Raw genomic sequence first — 16,343 nt, 5'->3', positions numbered from 1 at the left:
GGCGAATCTTCGAAGCTAATAAGGTTATTTCCAAGTATAGAGGAAATTTTTCGATCATACAGCTTTTTTAAAAGAAAAAGCCGCCCGCTCGGGCGGCGTATCCGATCCCTTCCGTTTGGTCAACCCGCCTTGTACGGACGGGGAACTTCATCCATGGTCCGGACGAAGGTTCCTTTGCAAACCTGGGAACTGGCTTCATCCAGGCGAACGCGGCACACCTGTCCCACCAGGTCCGGATTGCCGGGGAAGGCAATCTGAAGATAGTTGTCCGCATGTCCCACATAAAGCCCGCTTTCCGGGTCCTCTTTATCGAGGTGTTCCGGGATCACTTCCAACACCTCGCCGACATAACGGGAAGCATAGGCATGGGACAGACGGTCGGACAGCTCGATCAAACGGTTTACCCGCTCCTGCTTCACTTCCGCCGGCACCTGATCCTTCATCCGGGCTGCAGGGGTACCCGTGCGAGTGGAGTACGGGAATACATGGATCTTGGAAAAGCCCAGTTCCTCGATCAGGCGGTAGCCGTTTTCGAATTGCTCATCGGTCTCTCCTGGGAAACCGACAATCACGTCCGTGGTGATAGCGACACCAGGCATGGCCTGATGGATGTGCTCAATCTTACGGCGGTATTCATCTACCGTATATTTGCGGCGCATCCGCTTCAATACCGAGTCGTCCCCCGCCTGGAGCGGAATGTGCAAATGGCGGCACATCTTGTCGGAACGGTTGAGCACTTCGATCACCCGCTCATCGATCTGGCTCGCTTCGATGGAACTGATGCGGATCCGCTTCAGCCCTTCGATCCCGTCCAGATCCCACAACAGGTCGGCTAGTTTATAATTCTCGAAGTCCTCCCCGTATCCCCCGGTATGGATACCGGTTAACACAATCTCCTTGTATCCGGCATCCACCAGCTGCCTGGCCTGCTGCATCACGCTTTCCGGTTTACGGCTGCGAAGAAGTCCCCGCGCCCAGGGAATGATGCAGAAGGTACAAAAGTTGTTGCAGCCTTCCTGGATCTTTAACGAAGCTCGCGTCCGTTCGGAGAAGGTGGGAACGTCCAGTTCCTCAAACTCCCGGGTCTTCATGATATTGTTGACAGCGTTTACCGGCTGTCGGCTGCGCAAATGTTGTTCAATATACTCGGGCAGCTTGTCGCGACCCTGAGTACCAACGACCACATCGACTCCGGGGATCTCCAGGATCTCTCCGGGAGAGGTCTGAGCGTAACAACCGGTTACCGCCACAACTGCTTCCGGGTTTTTGCGAACGGCCCGGCGGATCATTTGACGGCTTTTACGATCCCCTGTATTGGTCACCGTACAGGTATTGATCACATAGACATCCGCCTTCTTATCAAAATCGACTTTTTCATATCCTTCACGCTGAAACAGCTGCCAGATGGCCTCGGTTTCATAAGCGTTCACTTTACATCCCAATGTGTGGAATGCCACCGTGCTCACAGTGGCTCACCCCCTAACTCTCCGCTAGAATATAAAATGCTTGCCAAGATGGCCAAGGGCGCCGTCTCCGCCCGCAGGATTCTCGGTCCCAAATGGGTCGGTACCGCACCAGAGGCAACCGCGTCCTCGGCTTCTTTTTCCGAAAAGCCTCCCTCCGGTCCAGTCACCACCAACAGGCGTTGGCGATCCTCATCCTCCAGCACCTGCCCTAGCGGCCGGCCTCCCTTTTCATAGGCGAACAACACCTTGTCATAGGAGGAAAAACGGGCCAACAGTTCCTTCCACGTCAGCGGGAGCTCCACCTGAGGGATCATCCCCCGCTGGGACTGTTCGGCAGCTTCCTTCGTAATCCGCTGCCAGCGGGCCTGTTTCTTCACTGCCTTTTTCTGGTTCAGCTTAACCACAGTCCGAACCGAAGTAAACGGCAGAAAGGAATGGGCGCCCAGTTCCGTCCCTTTTTGGAGCACCCATTCCGGCTTATCCCCTTTGGGCAGGGAGAAGGCGATGGTGACGCAGACATCGGGTTCCCCCCGGGAAGGCGTCTCCTCCTTAATTTGGCACAAAACCTCTCCCTCTGCCACTGATACCACTTCAGCCACATAGTCGGTCCCTTGACCGTCACAACAGACCAAGGGATCGCCTGCGGTCATCCGCATCACATTTTTGATATGATGAACATCGTCGCCGCGGATAGTGATCCGGTCCGCAACAATCGCATTGGGATCAACAAAATATCTTTGCATTGTTCACTCCTACTATCGTATCACGATCTGGCAGCCAGCGCCACCCAATCCCCTTCACGGAGACTTTTCATCACAGTGAGACCCGCATCGTGCACCGCTCGGACCACTTCCTTCTCTTTTTCCGCGATAATGCCGGAGGCGATGAAGACGCCTCCGCGGCGGAGCACCCGGGGAAGGTCGGCGGTAAATTGTAGGATGATCTCCGCCAAAATATTGGAAACCACTAGGTCTGCTGTCTGATCCACATCCTGGAGCAGGTCTCCCTCCCGGACGCGGATCCGGTGTTGCAAGTCGTTGAGACGCACGTTTCTCTCAGCATTTTCCACCGCCCGGGGATCCAGATCCACAGCCAACACGGTTTCCGCTCCCAACCGCGCCGAGGCGATGCTGAGAATGCCGCTTCCGCAACCGACATCGATCACCCTCTGTCCGGGTTGAAGGGTTTCCTCTAACAGCTTCATACTGAGCACTGTCGTAGGATGGGTTCCCGTTCCAAAGGCCATTCCAGGGTCCAGTTCAATCACCGTTTCCCCCGGTTCCGGTCGGTAGGATTCCCACAAGGGTTTGACCGTCAACCGATCAGTGATCCGGGTGGGATGATAGTACTCCTTCCATGCCTTCTCCCAGAACTCCTCCGAGACCCGCCGGGCCTCCACCTCAGCCGGACCGGGGTTTAACCCGTAGACGGTTAGGTTTTCCACCCGCTTCTTCAGCTTTTCCACCAGGGAGGGTTGGAAATCCTCCGCTTTGATATAACCGGCGATCCATAGCTTCTCCTCACCTGTCTCACTCTCTTCGGCTTCATCAAACCATTCCCCGTACTGGGATTCCCGATTTTTCAGAAGCGAGGAGCCCACTGTGGCCGTTCCCTGAGCACCCAGTTCCAATAAGAGGTTGAACACCGCCTCTTCCGATTCCGGCGCAGTCTGTACCCGCATCTCCACCCAATCCATGGGAAAAACACCCACCTTTCACCTAAAAAAGAACGGGCACACTGGCCCGTCAAAATCTGTTACAGGGATTCCCGTGAGGATATTCCTCTCATCAATCCCCGCTGAACGCCCGTTTCATTTTATCAAAAAAATTGCTGCTCTGCTCAGAGATGTAATCTCCGCTCAACCGGCCAAACTCGCGCAGGGCTTTCTTCTGATCTTCCGTCAACCGGGTCGGGGTGACCACCTTGATACGAATTCGCTGATCCCCCTCACCCCGTCCGTATAACCGAGGCACCCCTTTTCCACGAAGCCGAAATTCCGAGCCGGTCTGGGTACCGGCAGGAATTTTCACTTTGGCCCGACCTTGAAGAGTGGGCACGACCACTTCATCGCCGAGGGCCGCCTGGACAAAGGTGATTGGAAGTTCACAGGTGATATCGTCCCCTTCCCGTTTGAAGAACTCGTGGGGCTTAATTTTAATGGTAATGTAAAGGTCCCCGGGTGGTCCGCCGTTGATCCCCGGCTCCCCTTCTCCGGATATGCGAAGCTGTTTCCCTTCATCGATTCCGGGAGGGATATTGATGTGGATCTTTCTCCGTTTTTTCTCCCGGCCGGTCCCATTACACTGAGAACACTTATCCTTGATGATCTTGCCGCGACCACCGCAGTCCTGACAAACCCGCTTGTTGACGATACGGCCGAAAGGCGTGTTCTGAACCGTTTCCGCCTGACCCGTGCCACGACAGGTGCTGCAAGTTTCCGGCTGGGTACCGGGTTTGGCCCCGCTGCCGTGACAGTGATCACAGGTTTCCGTACGCGGAATGGAGATATCCATCTCCCGACCGAAGACGGCATCCTTAAAATCCACCGTCAACCGGTATTCCAGATCGGCGCCCTGCCGAGGAGCGTTGGGATTCCGCCGGCCGCCGCCTCCGAAAAACATGTCGAAAATATCCCCGAAACCAAAATCTCCGGCACCTGCGTCGCCAAAACCGCCGAAGCCGCCGGTCCCTTGACCGGCTGCGCCGGGATCGGCCGTTCCGAAACGGTCGTAATTCGCTTTTTTCTGAGGGTCCCGAAGCACCTCGTAGGCTTGGTTCACCTCTTTAAATTTCTGTTCCGCATCCGGTGATTTGTTTACGTCGGGATGATATTTCCGGGCCAATTTCCGGTAGGCTTTCCGGATCTCTTCGCTCGACGCATCCCGGTCGACTCCGAGAATCTTGTAGTAATCTTTATCGCTCACCGGACCACCTCCTTTTCAATATAGGGTATGAGCCCTGGATTCCCGCGGTTATACCGGAAAACAGGAGAAGGGGGAGGGGGAGGGGAAAAACCAAAGCCGGGGCCATGCCCCGACTTTGACTTCCCATCGGAGAGTGTCCTTATTTCTCTCCTTTCCGGTCCTCATCGTCGACCACTTCATAATCCGCATCGACGACATCGTCGCTCTCCTTGCTTCCATCCGCTTCTTGCTGATCTTGCTGCGCTTGCTGCGCCTGTTGGTAAAGCTTGACAGAGAGCTCCTGGACCACTTTTTCCAGCTCTTCGGAAGCCTGTTTGATCGCTTCGGAGTCGTCCCCTTCCAGTGTCTTCTTCAGTTTGTCTTTCGCCTCGTTGGCTTTTTCCAGCTCGGCGGCGTCCACTTTGTCCCCTAGATCTTTTAGGGTTTTTTCCGTGGTGAAAATTAGCTGATCGGCGTTGTTGCGGATTTCCACCTGTTCTTTCCGCTTCTTATCCTCTTCCGCATATTGCTCCGCCTCATTCACCATCCGCTCGATCTCTTCATCGGACAGACCACTGGAGGACTTGATGGTGATATCCTGGCTCTTGCCGGTTGCTTTGTCTTTGGCCGAAACGTTGACAATCCCGTTGCGGTCGATTTTGAAGGTTACCTCGATCTGAGGCACACCGCGGGGAGCCGGGGGGATGTCGGTCAGTTGAAAACGGCCCAGGGTTTTGTTGTCGGCGGCCATTTCCCGTTCCCCTTGCAGCACGTGGATGTCCACGGCGGTCTGATTATCGGCGGCGGTGGAGAAAATCTGCGATTTCTCCGTGGGTATGGCGGAGTTCCGCTCGATCAGTTTGGTAAAGACACCGCCCAAGGTTTCAATCCCGAGGGAAAGCGGAGTGACATCAACCAGGACCACGTCTTTCACATCATCGGAGAGCACACCGCCCTGGATGGCTGCCCCCATAGCCACCACTTCGTCAGGGTTGACGCCTTTGCTCGGCTCTTTGCCGGTCAACTTCTGGATCGCTTCCTGAACCGCCGGAATCCGCGTCGATCCGCCCACCAGGATGACCCTATCGATCTGGTTGGGCTCTAATTCGGCATCCTTCAGTGCCTGTCGGGTGGGGCGCATGGTCCGTTCCACCAGATCAGAGGCGAGCTCTTCAAACTTGGCCCGGGTCAAGGTCAATTCCAAGTGTTTTGGACCGGAAGCATCCGCTGTCAGGAAGGGCAGGGAAATGGTGGTGGTCAGCACACCAGACAAGTCTTTCTTCGCTTTTTCCGCAGCATCTTTGAGGCGCTGCATAGCCATCCGGTCGTTGGAAAGATCGATTCCGTGTTCTTTTTTAAATTCCTGCACCAGATGATCGATGATCACTTGGTCGAAATCGTCCCCGCCAAGCTTGTTGTCGCCGCTGGTGGCCTTCACTTCAAACAAGCCGTCGCCGATCTCCAGGATCGATACGTCGAAGGTGCCGCCTCCCAAGTCGAAAACCAGGATGGTCTGATCTTCATCCTTTTTGTCAATTCCGTAAGCCAGGGCTGCTGCGGTCGGCTCGTTGATGATCCGGAGCACTTCCAGGCCGGCGATCTTGCCGGCGTCTTTGGTCGCCTGGCGTTGGCTGTCGTTGAAGTAAGCGGGTACGGTAATCACCGCTTGATCTACTTCCTCACCTAAATAGGCCTCAGCGTCCGTTTTCAGTTTTTGCAATGTCATCGCGGAAATTTCCTGGGGCGTATATTCTTTTTCCCCGATCTTCTCTTTATGGTCGGTTCCCATATACCGCTTGACGGAGCTTACTGTGTTATCCGGGTTGGTGATCGCTTGCCGTTTGGCAGCGTCGCCTACCAACCGCTCACCGGATTTGGAGAAACCGACGACGGACGGCGTGGTGCGTCCCCCTTCGGCGTTGGGGATGACCGTGGGTTCACTCCCCTCCATAAATGCAACACACGAGTTTGTCGTTCCAAGGTCGATTCCGATCACTTTTCCCATCGATGTAGTACCTCCTTATTAGACTCCTGCATTTTCAAATAGCACTTCAAATTATGGTGGTGACATCGTTCATGAGCTGACTTTTACCATAGAAGGACGGATCACCCGGTCTTTATACCGATATCCTTTTTGAAGCTCCTCCACCACCATCCCCGAATCCACCCCATCGACTTCCACTTCCATTACCGCATCGTGCTCGTGGGGATTAAAAGGTTGGCCCTTCGCCTCAATCTGCGACAGCCCATGGGTTTCAAGGGATTGCAGCAGTTGACGATACACCATTTCCACTCCCTGATGAAGCGACTTGGCATCTTCGCTGTCAGCACCGGCCTCCAGCGCCCGTTCCAGGTTATCCAATGCGGGCAACAGCGACTCCACCAAGGGGACAGCGGCATATCGGACGGACTCTTCCCGGTCTTTTTTAGCCCGTCTCCGAAAGTTTTCCAGTTCAGCCGTCACGCGATGGACACGTTCTTCGTTTTCTTCGGATTCCCGCTTCCACTTGGCTGCCTCTTCCTTGGCCTTTTCCAGCTGCTCCTCCAGCAGTTGAAAGACCAGTTCCGGGTTTTCCGGCAACACCTGTTCTCCTTCGCCGGCCCCTTGCTCCTCAGCCGGTTCCTGTTCCTCCGTCGAATTCGACGAGGTTTCAGGGGTATGTACAGGCTCCTCCTGCCCTTGAGCCACTTCCTCCTCATCCACCCCGCCTTGTTTCTCCTGGTGTTCCTGCTTCAACTTCTTCCGGGCTTCTTTGGCTTTTCTCAATTCCCGCGCCGTCACGGGACGGCGCGGTTCCTGATCGTGATTCATTTCCTTGGACGTCATGGTCTCACCTCAACCTTTCCGCTTCCGCGCGTCTCATCTTTACCACCGTGTGAATCCGCAGGATGGCTGTGCTGACTTCTCCCGCAGCTTGCAAGGCATGGTATTTTACCGGGAGGGGATCGACCACCCCCATATCCACCATGTCAGAGACCACGCCTCGATCACAGTCGAGCCCCAGTGAAGAAGAGGATTGCCTCCATTGCAGCGCCTTCACCTCTTCCACTTTTTCGAGGGGGTTGAAGCCAGCGTTGGAAACCATCTGAGCCATCGGACGGTGCAAGGCGGCAGCAACGGCGGATACACCGTACACTTCCATGCCTTGGACCGTATCGCCGAAAGCTTCCACTCCCCTAGCTAAAGCCAGTTCCACTGCGCCACCGCCGGGCAGAAAACCTCCGCGGACAGCTGCCTGTACCGCAGCAGCCGCATCCTTGGCAATCCGTTCCCGCTCCTCGACCACTTCTTCAGTAGCCGCGCTCACTAAGATCGTGGCAAAGGGTTTCCCATGTCCCCCGGTAACCCGGAACCAGCCCAGCCGACCGCTGTCTTCCACCTGTTCACACCGGCCGGTTAAAGAAGCCAACTCCTCACGGGACCGATTGAAGCTGGTCGGCCTCAGCAGCCGGGCTCCAGTGTACTCAGCAAGACGGTCCAAGTCCTGCCGATTCACCTGATGGGCGACGCGGATACCAGCCTCTGTCAACCGTTCATCCGCTTGGGGATCAACCTCCCCTTCCACGGCTATCAGCCCAACATCCAAATCGATCAGTTTCACGATCAACTGCTCAAATTCCTCTTTCAGCTTTTCCTGCTTGGCAAACCCGGCGTCCGTGGACAGAGATCCTTCATCCACCCGTTCTGGCCGAAGATCCCCCGCCACCGGCAACACCCGGATCTCCGGGGCGGGTTCAGGTGACTTCAGGTTCATTTCCCTGCGAGGAATGAATAATCCAGCAAACACTTCGCTTTCCGCACGGGGATGAGCAACAACTGCATCGGAGAGGCGGAAGTCTTTGTCCAGGAGTTTTTTCCGTCCCACCAACATCGCCGCTTCAATCACTAATTCGGTGATATCTTCCTGTTCCCGACTCGCTGTAAATGCGATTCGCTGCAGCCACTCATCTTCCAGATCCCAGATCGGCTGAGCCATATCCTGCATCTGTTCCAAGGCATAACGGATACCGCGGCGAATCCCTGCGATCACTTTCGCAGCGGGCACGCCACGGTTCACTTGTTTCAGCCCTTCATCCACCAGGGCCGCGGCGAGCAGGGTGGCGGTGGTGGTACCATCCCCCACTTCCTCCTGCTGTGCCCGGGCAATCCCGGCAACCATACGGGCCGCCGGATGCTGGATCTCCATCCGTTTTAAAATGGTTACTCCGTCATTGGTGACAACCACTCCGCCTCGCTCATCCACCAACATGGTATCCAGTCCCTTGGGACCGAGGGTGCCCTGAACCGCCTCAGCCAACTCGCGAATGGCATCCGCGTTGGCGGAAAGGGCTTCCGGATACGGGAGTGAGTCCCGTCGCGAAGCGATCTTTTCTTCCTGAAACTCCATGGAATCCAGTCTCACCTTTCCTTAGGATAGACAACGCGGAAAATAGCCACCCGTTCAAACCAGCGAAACGTCGGTTCAGCCGTATATCCGCTGGAAATGCCGGGACAAGTTCCGGCTTAAAACGTCGAGAAGGGTGACCACCTTTTGGTAGTCCATCCGCGTCGGTCCGAGCAGACCAATCGTCCCGAGGGAACGTCCGTCGACGACGAAGGAAGCGGAAACGATGCTGCAGTTATTGACCGCCTCCAGCTCATTTTCATGACCGATGCGAACCTGGACACCGGTCTCCTGGTTGGAGAAGAGGCGGGCCACCGTATCGCTTTCCTCCAGGAGTTCCATCAGGACTTTCACTTTCTCCACATCTTTAAATTCCGGCTGGCTCAAAATGTTGGTCGTCCCGCTGGTAAAAATGCGCCCTTCCGCTTCCGTAGCCAAAAGCTGGTCAATCATCGACAGCAGATACTCATAATTCTCCACATGTCGGCTAAACTCTTCCAAAAGCTCCTTATGCACCGTCTGTTTCAGACGATGCAAGGGAACACCGGCCAATTTGGCATTGAGGAGATTGACCATCTGCTCGATATTGGTCAGGGATACACCTTCCGGGACCGTGATCCGCCGTTGATCCACATGACCCGTATCGGTCACCAGAATCGCAACCGCCATATGATCATTTAAGGGGAACACCTGCAGGTACTTCAATTTATTATCGTATAATTCCGGGCCCAACATGATTGAAGTATAGTTGGTGACGCGAGACAGGATCGATGCCGTCTCCTGGATGGTCTGTTCCACCTCATTCATCTGTGAGGCAAACAGCTCACGGATCATCATGAGGTCAGAACGGTTGAGATGCCTTGGGACCATCAGGTGATCGACATAATAGCGATAGCCGAATTGACTCGGAATGCGGCCGGCAGATGTGTGTGGCTGTTCTAGAAAACCCGTTTCCTCAAGATCGGCCATCTCGTTCCGAATGGTAGCCGCACTAAATCCAATGTCTTTTCGCTTGGACACCGTGCGAGAGCCTACCGGTTCGGCATGATGAATGTACTCATCCACAATGGCCCGAAGGATTTTCTCCTGCCGTTCGCTCAACATCTGCCTCCCCCCTTTGTTAGCACTCAACAAAAACGAGTGCTAAGTCTGTTTCATTTAAAGTACCAAACCCAATTTCCGTTGTCAACGGCGTCGCCACGCCTTAAACCGCCTCTCCAAGGAAGGCGGCAAAAACCTCGTTACCGAATAATAGACCCTGTTCCGTCAAGTGGTAGGCATCTTTCTTTTGTTGCAGTAAGCCTCGATGTTTAAGGGATTCTAATACGGGACCGAACACCGTCTCCGGTTCTTTGCCAAACCGCTTTTTAAACAAAGAACTGCTGACACCGTCAGCCAGCCGAAGCCCCAGGATAAATTGATTTTCCATCTCCTCATGAGTTGGAACCTGATGCGACTCCGCCACCGGTCGGCCTTCCCGGGTTCGGCGGATGTACTCGCGGACGCCGCGAACATTGGCGTGGCGAACTCCGCGGGCGTAACCGTGGGCTCCAGCTCCCAAGCCGTAATAGGGCTGGTTTAGCCAGTAGACGGAATTGTGGCGGCTTTCCCGACCGGGACGGCTAAAATTGCTCACTTCGTACTGTCGGTAACCCGCCTCTTTCATCCGCTTCCGAGTCAATTGATACATCTCTAGCTCATCATCCTCCGAGGGGAGGGGAAGTTTTCCTTGCAACAACTGGTGGTGAAAGCGCGTCCCCTCTTCCACCTTTAAGCTGTAGACGGAAAAGTGATCGGGGGCAAGCGCAATACCCCGCTGAAGGGATTCCTCCATATCTTCCACGGTCTGATCCGGCAACCCGAACATCAAATCGAGGGACAGATTGTCAATTCCGGCTGCTCGGGCCGCCTCCACACTCCGTTCCACTTCCTCGACGGTGTGCACCCGGCCGATTCGAGCCAACAGGTCCCGCCGGAACGTCTGCGCCCCGAAGCTGAGCCGATTCACTCCCCCTTGCTTCATAACGGCCAGCTTTTCCGGTGTCACCGTGCCCGGATTGGCTTCCACCGTAAATTCCTGGTTCGACGCGCGGCGGGGAAAGTAGGTTTGAATCGCGTTCATCAGCCTTTCCAGCTGATCGGGAGACAGAATGCTGGGAGTCCCGCCTCCGATAAAAATCGTCTCAATGCGGTCGGGAGGAATCTCTGCTACCGTATGGGCCATCTCCCGTTCCAGAGCTTCCAAATACTCATCCACCGGCTGTCCGTTTATCACATAGGCGGTAAAGTCGCAGTAATAGCACTTGTGGCTGCAAAAAGGGATGTGAATGTAGATCGCGCGCGGAGTCACTACGACACCTCCTTTTTAGACAATAATCCCGGTGGAACGGTGTTTTCGGGCTACGATTTAGAGTCGGAATCGTCCATCTGAAGCACGGCCATAAAGGCTTCTTGGGGCACTTCCACATTGCCGACGGACTTCATCCGCCTCTTCCCTTCTTTCTGTTTCTCCAGCAGTTTCCGTTTGCGGGATATGTCGCCGCCGTAACATTTGGCCAACACATTTTTCCGTTGGGCCCGGATCGTCTCCCGAGCAATCACTTTGTTACCGATCGTGGCCTGAACCGGGACTTCAAACATTTGCCGTGGAATCAGCTTCTTCAGCTTTTCCACCAGGGCCCGCCCCCGGTAGTACGCTTTTTCCCGGTGAACGATAAAGGAAAGAGCGTCGACGGGCTGTCCATTTAGTAGGATATCCATCTTGACCAGGTTGGAGGTTCGATACCCATCCAATTCATAATCGAAGGAAGCATACCCTTTGGTCCCTGATTTCAGTTGATCGAAAAAGTCATAGACGATTTCCGACAAAGGCAGCCGATAGATGATGTTGACCCGATTGGCATCCAGGTACTCCATATCCACATATTCACCGCGTTTCGACTGACACAGCTCCATCACGGCCCCGACAAAGTCATTGGGAACCATCATCGTCGCCCGGACGAAGGGCTCTTCCACATGGTCGATCTCCTGTTGGGCGGGCATATGGGTCGGGTTTTCAATCTCCAGCATCTCTTCGTCGGTCTTGTAGACCCGATAAACCACACTGGGAGCAGTAGTGATCAAGGGGATGTTATATTCCCGCTCGATCCGCTCCTGGATGATCTCCATGTGCAGAAGTCCCAGGAAGCCACAGCGGAAACCGAAACCCAGCGCGCCGGAGGTTTCTGGCTCATATCGCAGGGAGGCGTCGTTCAGTTCCAGCTTTTCCAGGGCCTCCCGGAGATCTTCGTAATCCCCGGAATCCACCGGATACATGCCGCAAAAAACCATCGGATTGATCCGCCGGTAACCGGGGAGTGGCTCTGGAGCGGGTTTGGTCGCGTCGGTGATGGTATCCCCCACCCGGGTGTCTTTCACATTTTTGATGGAGGCGACCATAAATCCGACTTCCCCGGGGTTGAGTTGATCCCGGGAAACCGGCTTCGGTGTAAACACGCCCACCTCCGACACGTCAAACTCCTTGCCTGTGGCCATCATGCGCACCTTCATCCCCTTGCGGAGCGAACCATCCACCACCCGGATGTAGGTGATCACCCCGCGGTAGGCGTCATAAACGGAATCGTAGATAAGGGCCTTCAATCGGGCATCGGGATCTCCCTCCGGCGGCGGCACCTTTTCCACAATCTGTTCCAGGATCTCTTCGATCCCCAAACCTTGTTTGGCTGAGGCTAACACCGCATCGGAAGCATCCAGCCCGATCAGATCCTCCACCTCCCGCTTCACCCGCTCCGGCTCGGCGCTAGGTAAATCGATCTTGTTGACCACCGGCAGGATTTCCAGATCGTTGTCCAAGGCCAGGTAAACGTTGGCCATCGTTTGGGCCTCCACTCCTTGGGCGGAGTCCACGATCAATAAGGCCCCTTCACAGGCAGCCAGGCTGCGGGACACCTCATAGGTAAAATCCACGTGTCCCGGTGTATCGATCAGGTTGAGAATATACTCCTGTCCGTCTTTAGCCCGATACGGGATACGGACAGACTGCAACTTGATAGTGATCCCCCGCTCCCGTTCCAGATCCATCGTATCCAGAAACTGATCCTGCCTCTCGCGGTCGGAAAGCGCTCCGGTATACTCCAGGATCCGGTCGGCTAGGGTGGACTTTCCATGGTCAATATGGGCGATGATCGAGAAATTTCGAATCCTCTGTTGTTCTTTGGAAAAATCACTCATGAACGTAGTTCCCCTCCTGAACGGAAAAACACGCGCAAAAACTGCATCTTGTATATTATAGCAATCTGCACGGGGCGGGACAACGAATAAAGAATCCACCTGCAGGAACATCTGCGAAAGGGGAGAGCTGAATCCTCCATAGAGTCTGACAACAATGCTCATGAAACACAAATCCCCCCGAAACCATTCCAGGGGGGAGCTTTCCTCATTGCAGCGCTTCTGCGATCCATCCGGCCACACGATCCATTATTTTACGGGTGGCATCTTTAATTCCGGTGCCGGTTTGGTTACCAGCCTGGGCCAACCAGCTGCCGCTGTTGGCAGCGGGCTTTTCCTCTTCTGTTTTCGGTTTCTCTTTTTTCTCTTTGTCCTCTTTTCGATCAACCACCACTGGACTTTCTGTTTCGTAGACGTGACCCAACACCGAAATCTCCACCTGCCCCTCATCTGGGGTGATGTGGACGGCACGGGGGGCGCCGGCACTGCCCTGCATCCGATGCATATTTTGTTCTGCTGTATCGATTCCGAGAAAAATCCCGAACAACAAGACCATCATGAGCGCCAATACCTGCACCATCAACCGCATCCTCATCACCCCTTTACCCTCATTGTTTTTTATCCACCGGCACAGCCTGGAAATGAACCTCTGCTAACGCCCGGGCCAAAGCTTCCGTCGTCCGGAAGGTCTCTTCAAAGCTGTTATCCACTCCGCCTACCTCCACCAGCATGCTGTTGGGAGAAAGAGACTGGTTGTACTCGCCGTTGCCCATGGCCCGGCTCTTTCGGAAGACGCCTTTGGATAAGCCTGGATACAATTCATCCAGCTTTTTGTGCATCTTGCGGGCCAGTTGTTCGTTTTTCTCCCAGTGTGGGTGGGCCGTCCCCACCACAAAGGCAACGCGGGCATAATTTTTGCCGTTGATCTCGGTGGTTGTTTTTTCCCGCCGCTGGGAATCCCGATGGAGATCGATGAAATAATGGAGATCGTCGTTTTTCTTCATCGCTTCCACCACGGTTTTCCGCGATGCTTGGTACATCTTGTTCCATTCCGCTTGATATCCTTCGTCGTGCACCTGGGCTCCGATCCCCAGTTTCTCCAAGTCCTTTCCCAGGCGATTTCCTACCCGAGTGATGTTCACCTTTGGGTCATAGGCTCCGTTGGGTTGGTCCGCCTCTAGCTCCGGAAGAAAGGATTCCGTAAAGTGTGTGTGATAGATAAACACTTTATCTGGGGTTTTGGAAGCTTGCTTTTTCTCTTCGGATCCTTTTTCTTGCTCCCGTTCTTCCTCTTTTTGCTTCTTCTCTTCCTCCTCTCGCTTTTGCTCTTTCTCTTTTCGATCCTCAGTGATTTCCTTCTGTAGATCGGAGGGCGGCGGTGATTCAATTGGAACGGAGGTGTAGTCCACCCCTTCCCCGGCCACTACAATCTCCGTATCAAACAGGGCAAAGCCCGGCAGTTCGCTTCCTAAAAAGGTCCGTGGATCCTTGGGATCGATGCTGGTCGCCATTTCGAAAAAAAATCGGGAAAAGCCCGGTGCTTCCGCCGCCTTTTCCATCGTGGACAGATAAGGGATCTCTCCACCCATCAAATACAGGAGCGTCTCCGTGGAAAAATGGGCAGTAACTCTCCCCAAGTCTGTGGAATGGGCGGTCCGTTTCGCCTGGATCATGGCAAATAAACCTGTCAATACAAAGATGACTGCCGTCCCCAGGATCAAGATGACAAATAACTTCCTGATGCGGGGCGTTGACATATTGAGTGTGGTAAATCCTTGGTACCGGTGCCTCATCCCCGATCCTCCCCTATCTCATTCTCTACTGCTGAATATATGAGAGAAATAGATAGAGTAGAACCGCGTTGGGAGAATCACCGTAAGCGGCTTTCATGGAGAGACCTTCGCCTAGCGGAAGACATCGATCATGGCACGCACCCCCATCCCCTGATTCAACTAGAATGGGTGGAAACGTTTTCCGGAGTGACCGCCTCGTGAAGAGCGCAGTTTAAGCCGTCAGCCACCACTTTGGCCATATCCCCAATGAAGGAGTCCACCTCTTTGGGGGTGACAATCAAATTCTGACCCAGAGGATTTAACACTTCGTTGATCAGCGAACGTTTTTCCTGGGAGTTCAAGGTGCCCACAATTCCGAGAAACTTTTCGCTCGCTTCCGGGGAAACATTTTGTGCACGCAATTCCTTGACACTAGCACGGTCCAAGGGGTCCAGCGGATTGGTGGGAGCGGTCTGGGTCATCTGTCGGTTGAGATGGGCAAGAACGAAGTCCACCGTATCATAGGCGATGGTAGCGGCATCGACCACGGTCGGGATCCCGACGGCGATCACCGGGATACCCAGGGTTTCCCGGTTGATTCCTTTCCGATTGTTCCCCACACCCGAACCGGGGTTGATCCCGTTATCCGCCACCTGAATCGTGGTATTCACACGGTTTAATGCTCTTGAAGCCAAGGCGTCGATAGCGATGACCGCATCAGGTTGCGTCTTTTCCACAATCCCGAAAATAATTTCGCTGGTTTCCATCCCTGTCAATCCCATCACACCGGGAGCGACGGCACTGACCGGACGGTATCCTGTTTCTACCTGTTCCGGCATCAATTGAAACAGGTGCCGGGTCACCATCAAATCTTTGACTACGAAGGGACCGAGGGCATCGGCGGTGACGTTTCGGTTGCCGAGTCCGACGATCAGCACGCTGTCATTGAGACCGATCCCCACTTCAGCGAGAAACTGCTGAAATTGATCGGCAAAGTGATTGGATACCCTTTTTTGTAGGCGGGAATCTTGGCTGCGAAGATCCGGAACTTCCAAGGTCAGATAGATGCCCGGCTCTTTTCCCAATTCCTCCGCTCCCTGACGATCCTCAATCCGGATCCAACTGGTGGTAATACCGTTCTCCTTTTGTTCGTCCATCTGAACGCCGGGAATAGCGCTGCCATCCCTCCGCTGTTCAACGGCCATGTCGTGGGCTTCCCGCGCCAGGTCCGTTCGAACTTCAAACCGTCCCAGATCCAGTTTCTGTCCGTTATCCTGCGGCTCTTCCGAAGCCATCCAGAACCAACCCCTTTTTGTGGTTTTGGTATCATTTTCCCCAGATGCGGCACCGATTTATTCCCTGGAAAGACGGTTCTCTTTTACCAGAGGGTGTGTTTTTGATTCCCTGTCATCTGTCATCTATAGAGCCATCAAAAAGAAATTTTAGAAATCTTTCAATAAAGACCTAAAAGGGAGAATGGTATGGCTAGTCAGGGCTTCCCATCCAAGGAGAGAAGCCCTATGCGAGGAAGACTTCAGTAAGCAACTGCTTCCTTTCCTAATAAGAAGAACATTTCCAGAATCACAAGAC

The 16,343-nt window shown here is 54.4% G+C and carries 13 protein-coding genes; all 13 read right to left on the bottom strand.

Features of this window, described 5'->3' with window-relative positions; translation table 11 throughout:
• Positions 1-119: 119 nt before the first annotated feature.
• The 13 genes from mtaB to gpr all read right to left on the bottom strand — a co-directional run bounded on the left by mtaB (position 120) and on the right by gpr (position 16,048).
• Complete coding sequence (gene mtaB / locus BLP91_RS11580) at positions 120-1,466, bottom strand: tRNA (N(6)-L-threonylcarbamoyladenosine(37)-C(2))-methylthiotransferase MtaB (RefSeq protein ID WP_091571172.1); 1,347 nt, start codon at positions 1,464-1,466, stop codon at positions 120-122.
• Positions 1,463-2,209 carry a 16S rRNA (uracil(1498)-N(3))-methyltransferase gene (locus BLP91_RS11575; protein ID WP_091571169.1) on the bottom strand — a complete coding sequence of 249 codons (747 nt, stop codon included), beginning with the start codon at positions 2,207-2,209 and terminating at the stop codon, positions 1,463-1,465. The genes mtaB and BLP91_RS11575 overlap by 4 nt, the downstream gene beginning before the upstream one ends.
• A 20-nt stretch (positions 2,210-2,229) precedes the next feature.
• Entirely contained in the window at positions 2,230-3,162 is a 933-nt protein-coding gene (prmA, locus tag BLP91_RS11570) for a 50S ribosomal protein L11 methyltransferase (RefSeq protein WP_091571167.1), read from the bottom strand.
• A 91-nt stretch (positions 3,163-3,253) separates the two neighbouring features.
• A complete protein-coding gene (gene dnaJ, locus BLP91_RS11565) occupies positions 3,254-4,390 on the bottom strand; it encodes a molecular chaperone DnaJ (protein ID WP_091571164.1) in 1,137 nt (378 codons plus the stop codon).
• Positions 4,391-4,529: 139 nt separating this feature from the next.
• Entirely contained in the window at positions 4,530-6,374 is a 1,845-nt protein-coding gene (gene dnaK, locus BLP91_RS11560) for a molecular chaperone DnaK (RefSeq protein WP_091571161.1), read from the bottom strand.
• 69 nt (positions 6,375-6,443) lie between these two features.
• Positions 6,444-7,196, bottom strand: coding sequence for a nucleotide exchange factor GrpE (gene grpE / locus BLP91_RS11555; protein WP_091571158.1), 753 nt, complete (start codon positions 7,194-7,196; stop codon positions 6,444-6,446).
• 4 nt (positions 7,197-7,200) lie between these two features.
• Entirely contained in the window at positions 7,201-8,757 is a 1,557-nt protein-coding gene (locus BLP91_RS11550; protein ID WP_091571155.1) for a TCP-1/cpn60 chaperonin family protein, read from the bottom strand.
• A 75-nt stretch (positions 8,758-8,832) separates the two neighbouring features.
• Positions 8,833-9,858: a heat-inducible transcriptional repressor HrcA gene (gene hrcA / locus BLP91_RS11545; RefSeq protein ID WP_091571153.1), complete on the bottom strand. Its 1,026-nt coding sequence runs from the start codon at positions 9,856-9,858 to the stop codon at positions 8,833-8,835.
• 100 nt (positions 9,859-9,958) lie between these two features.
• Positions 9,959-11,104 (bottom strand): radical SAM family heme chaperone HemW, encoded by a 1,146-nt coding sequence (gene hemW, locus BLP91_RS11540; protein WP_091571151.1) that lies wholly within the window; start codon positions 11,102-11,104, stop codon positions 9,959-9,961.
• Between the two features lie 50 nt (positions 11,105-11,154).
• Positions 11,155-12,984: a translation elongation factor 4 gene (gene lepA, locus BLP91_RS11535; RefSeq protein WP_091571148.1), complete on the bottom strand. Its 1,830-nt coding sequence runs from the start codon at positions 12,982-12,984 to the stop codon at positions 11,155-11,157.
• 205 nt (positions 12,985-13,189) lie between these two features.
• Positions 13,190-13,570, bottom strand: a complete 381-nt coding sequence (locus tag BLP91_RS11530; RefSeq protein WP_176757952.1) for a DUF3679 domain-containing protein — start codon at positions 13,568-13,570, stop codon at positions 13,190-13,192.
• 19 nt (positions 13,571-13,589) lie between these two features.
• A complete protein-coding gene (gene spoIIP, locus BLP91_RS11525) occupies positions 13,590-14,774 on the bottom strand; it encodes a stage II sporulation protein P (protein WP_091571141.1) in 1,185 nt (394 codons plus the stop codon).
• Positions 14,775-14,929: 155 nt separating this feature from the next.
• Positions 14,930-16,048 (bottom strand): GPR endopeptidase, encoded by a 1,119-nt coding sequence (gpr, locus tag BLP91_RS11520; RefSeq protein ID WP_091571138.1) that lies wholly within the window; start codon positions 16,046-16,048, stop codon positions 14,930-14,932.
• Positions 16,049-16,343 lie beyond the last annotated feature (295 nt).

It is taken from the genome of Melghirimyces thermohalophilus, from assembly GCF_900102685.1.
GTDB lineage: Bacteria > Bacillota > Bacilli > Thermoactinomycetales > DSM-45169 > Melghirimyces > Melghirimyces thermohalophilus.
The sequence above is the reverse complement of the archived record's forward strand: the minus strand, read 5'-3'. Positions and strand labels throughout refer to the sequence as shown.

Excerpts from the sequence above, each read along its gene's own strand:
- BLP91_RS11530 (WP_176757952.1), bottom strand. The coding sequence starts at position 13,570 with ATGCGGTTGATGGTGCAGGTATTGGCGCTCATGATGGTCTTGTTGTTC.
- BLP91_RS11575 (WP_091571169.1), bottom strand. The coding sequence starts at position 2,209 with ATGCAAAGATATTTTGTTGATCCCAATGCGATTGTTGCGGACCGGATC.
- spoIIP (WP_091571141.1), bottom strand. The coding sequence starts at position 14,774 with ATGAGGCACCGGTACCAAGGATTTACCACACTCAATATGTCAACGCCC.
- dnaK (WP_091571161.1), bottom strand. The coding sequence starts at position 6,374 with ATGGGAAAAGTGATCGGAATCGACCTTGGAACGACAAACTCGTGTGTT.
- grpE (WP_091571158.1), bottom strand. The coding sequence starts at position 7,196 with ATGACGTCCAAGGAAATGAATCACGATCAGGAACCGCGCCGTCCCGTG.
- hrcA (WP_091571153.1), bottom strand. The coding sequence starts at position 9,858 with ATGTTGAGCGAACGGCAGGAGAAAATCCTTCGGGCCATTGTGGATGAG.
- prmA (WP_091571167.1), bottom strand. The coding sequence starts at position 3,162 with ATGGATTGGGTGGAGATGCGGGTACAGACTGCGCCGGAATCGGAAGAG.
- lepA (WP_091571148.1), bottom strand. The coding sequence starts at position 12,984 with ATGAGTGATTTTTCCAAAGAACAACAGAGGATTCGAAATTTCTCGATC.
- BLP91_RS11550 (WP_091571155.1), bottom strand. The coding sequence starts at position 8,757 with ATGGAGTTTCAGGAAGAAAAGATCGCTTCGCGACGGGACTCACTCCCG.
- gpr (WP_091571138.1), bottom strand. The coding sequence starts at position 16,048 with ATGGCTTCGGAAGAGCCGCAGGATAACGGACAGAAACTGGATCTGGGA.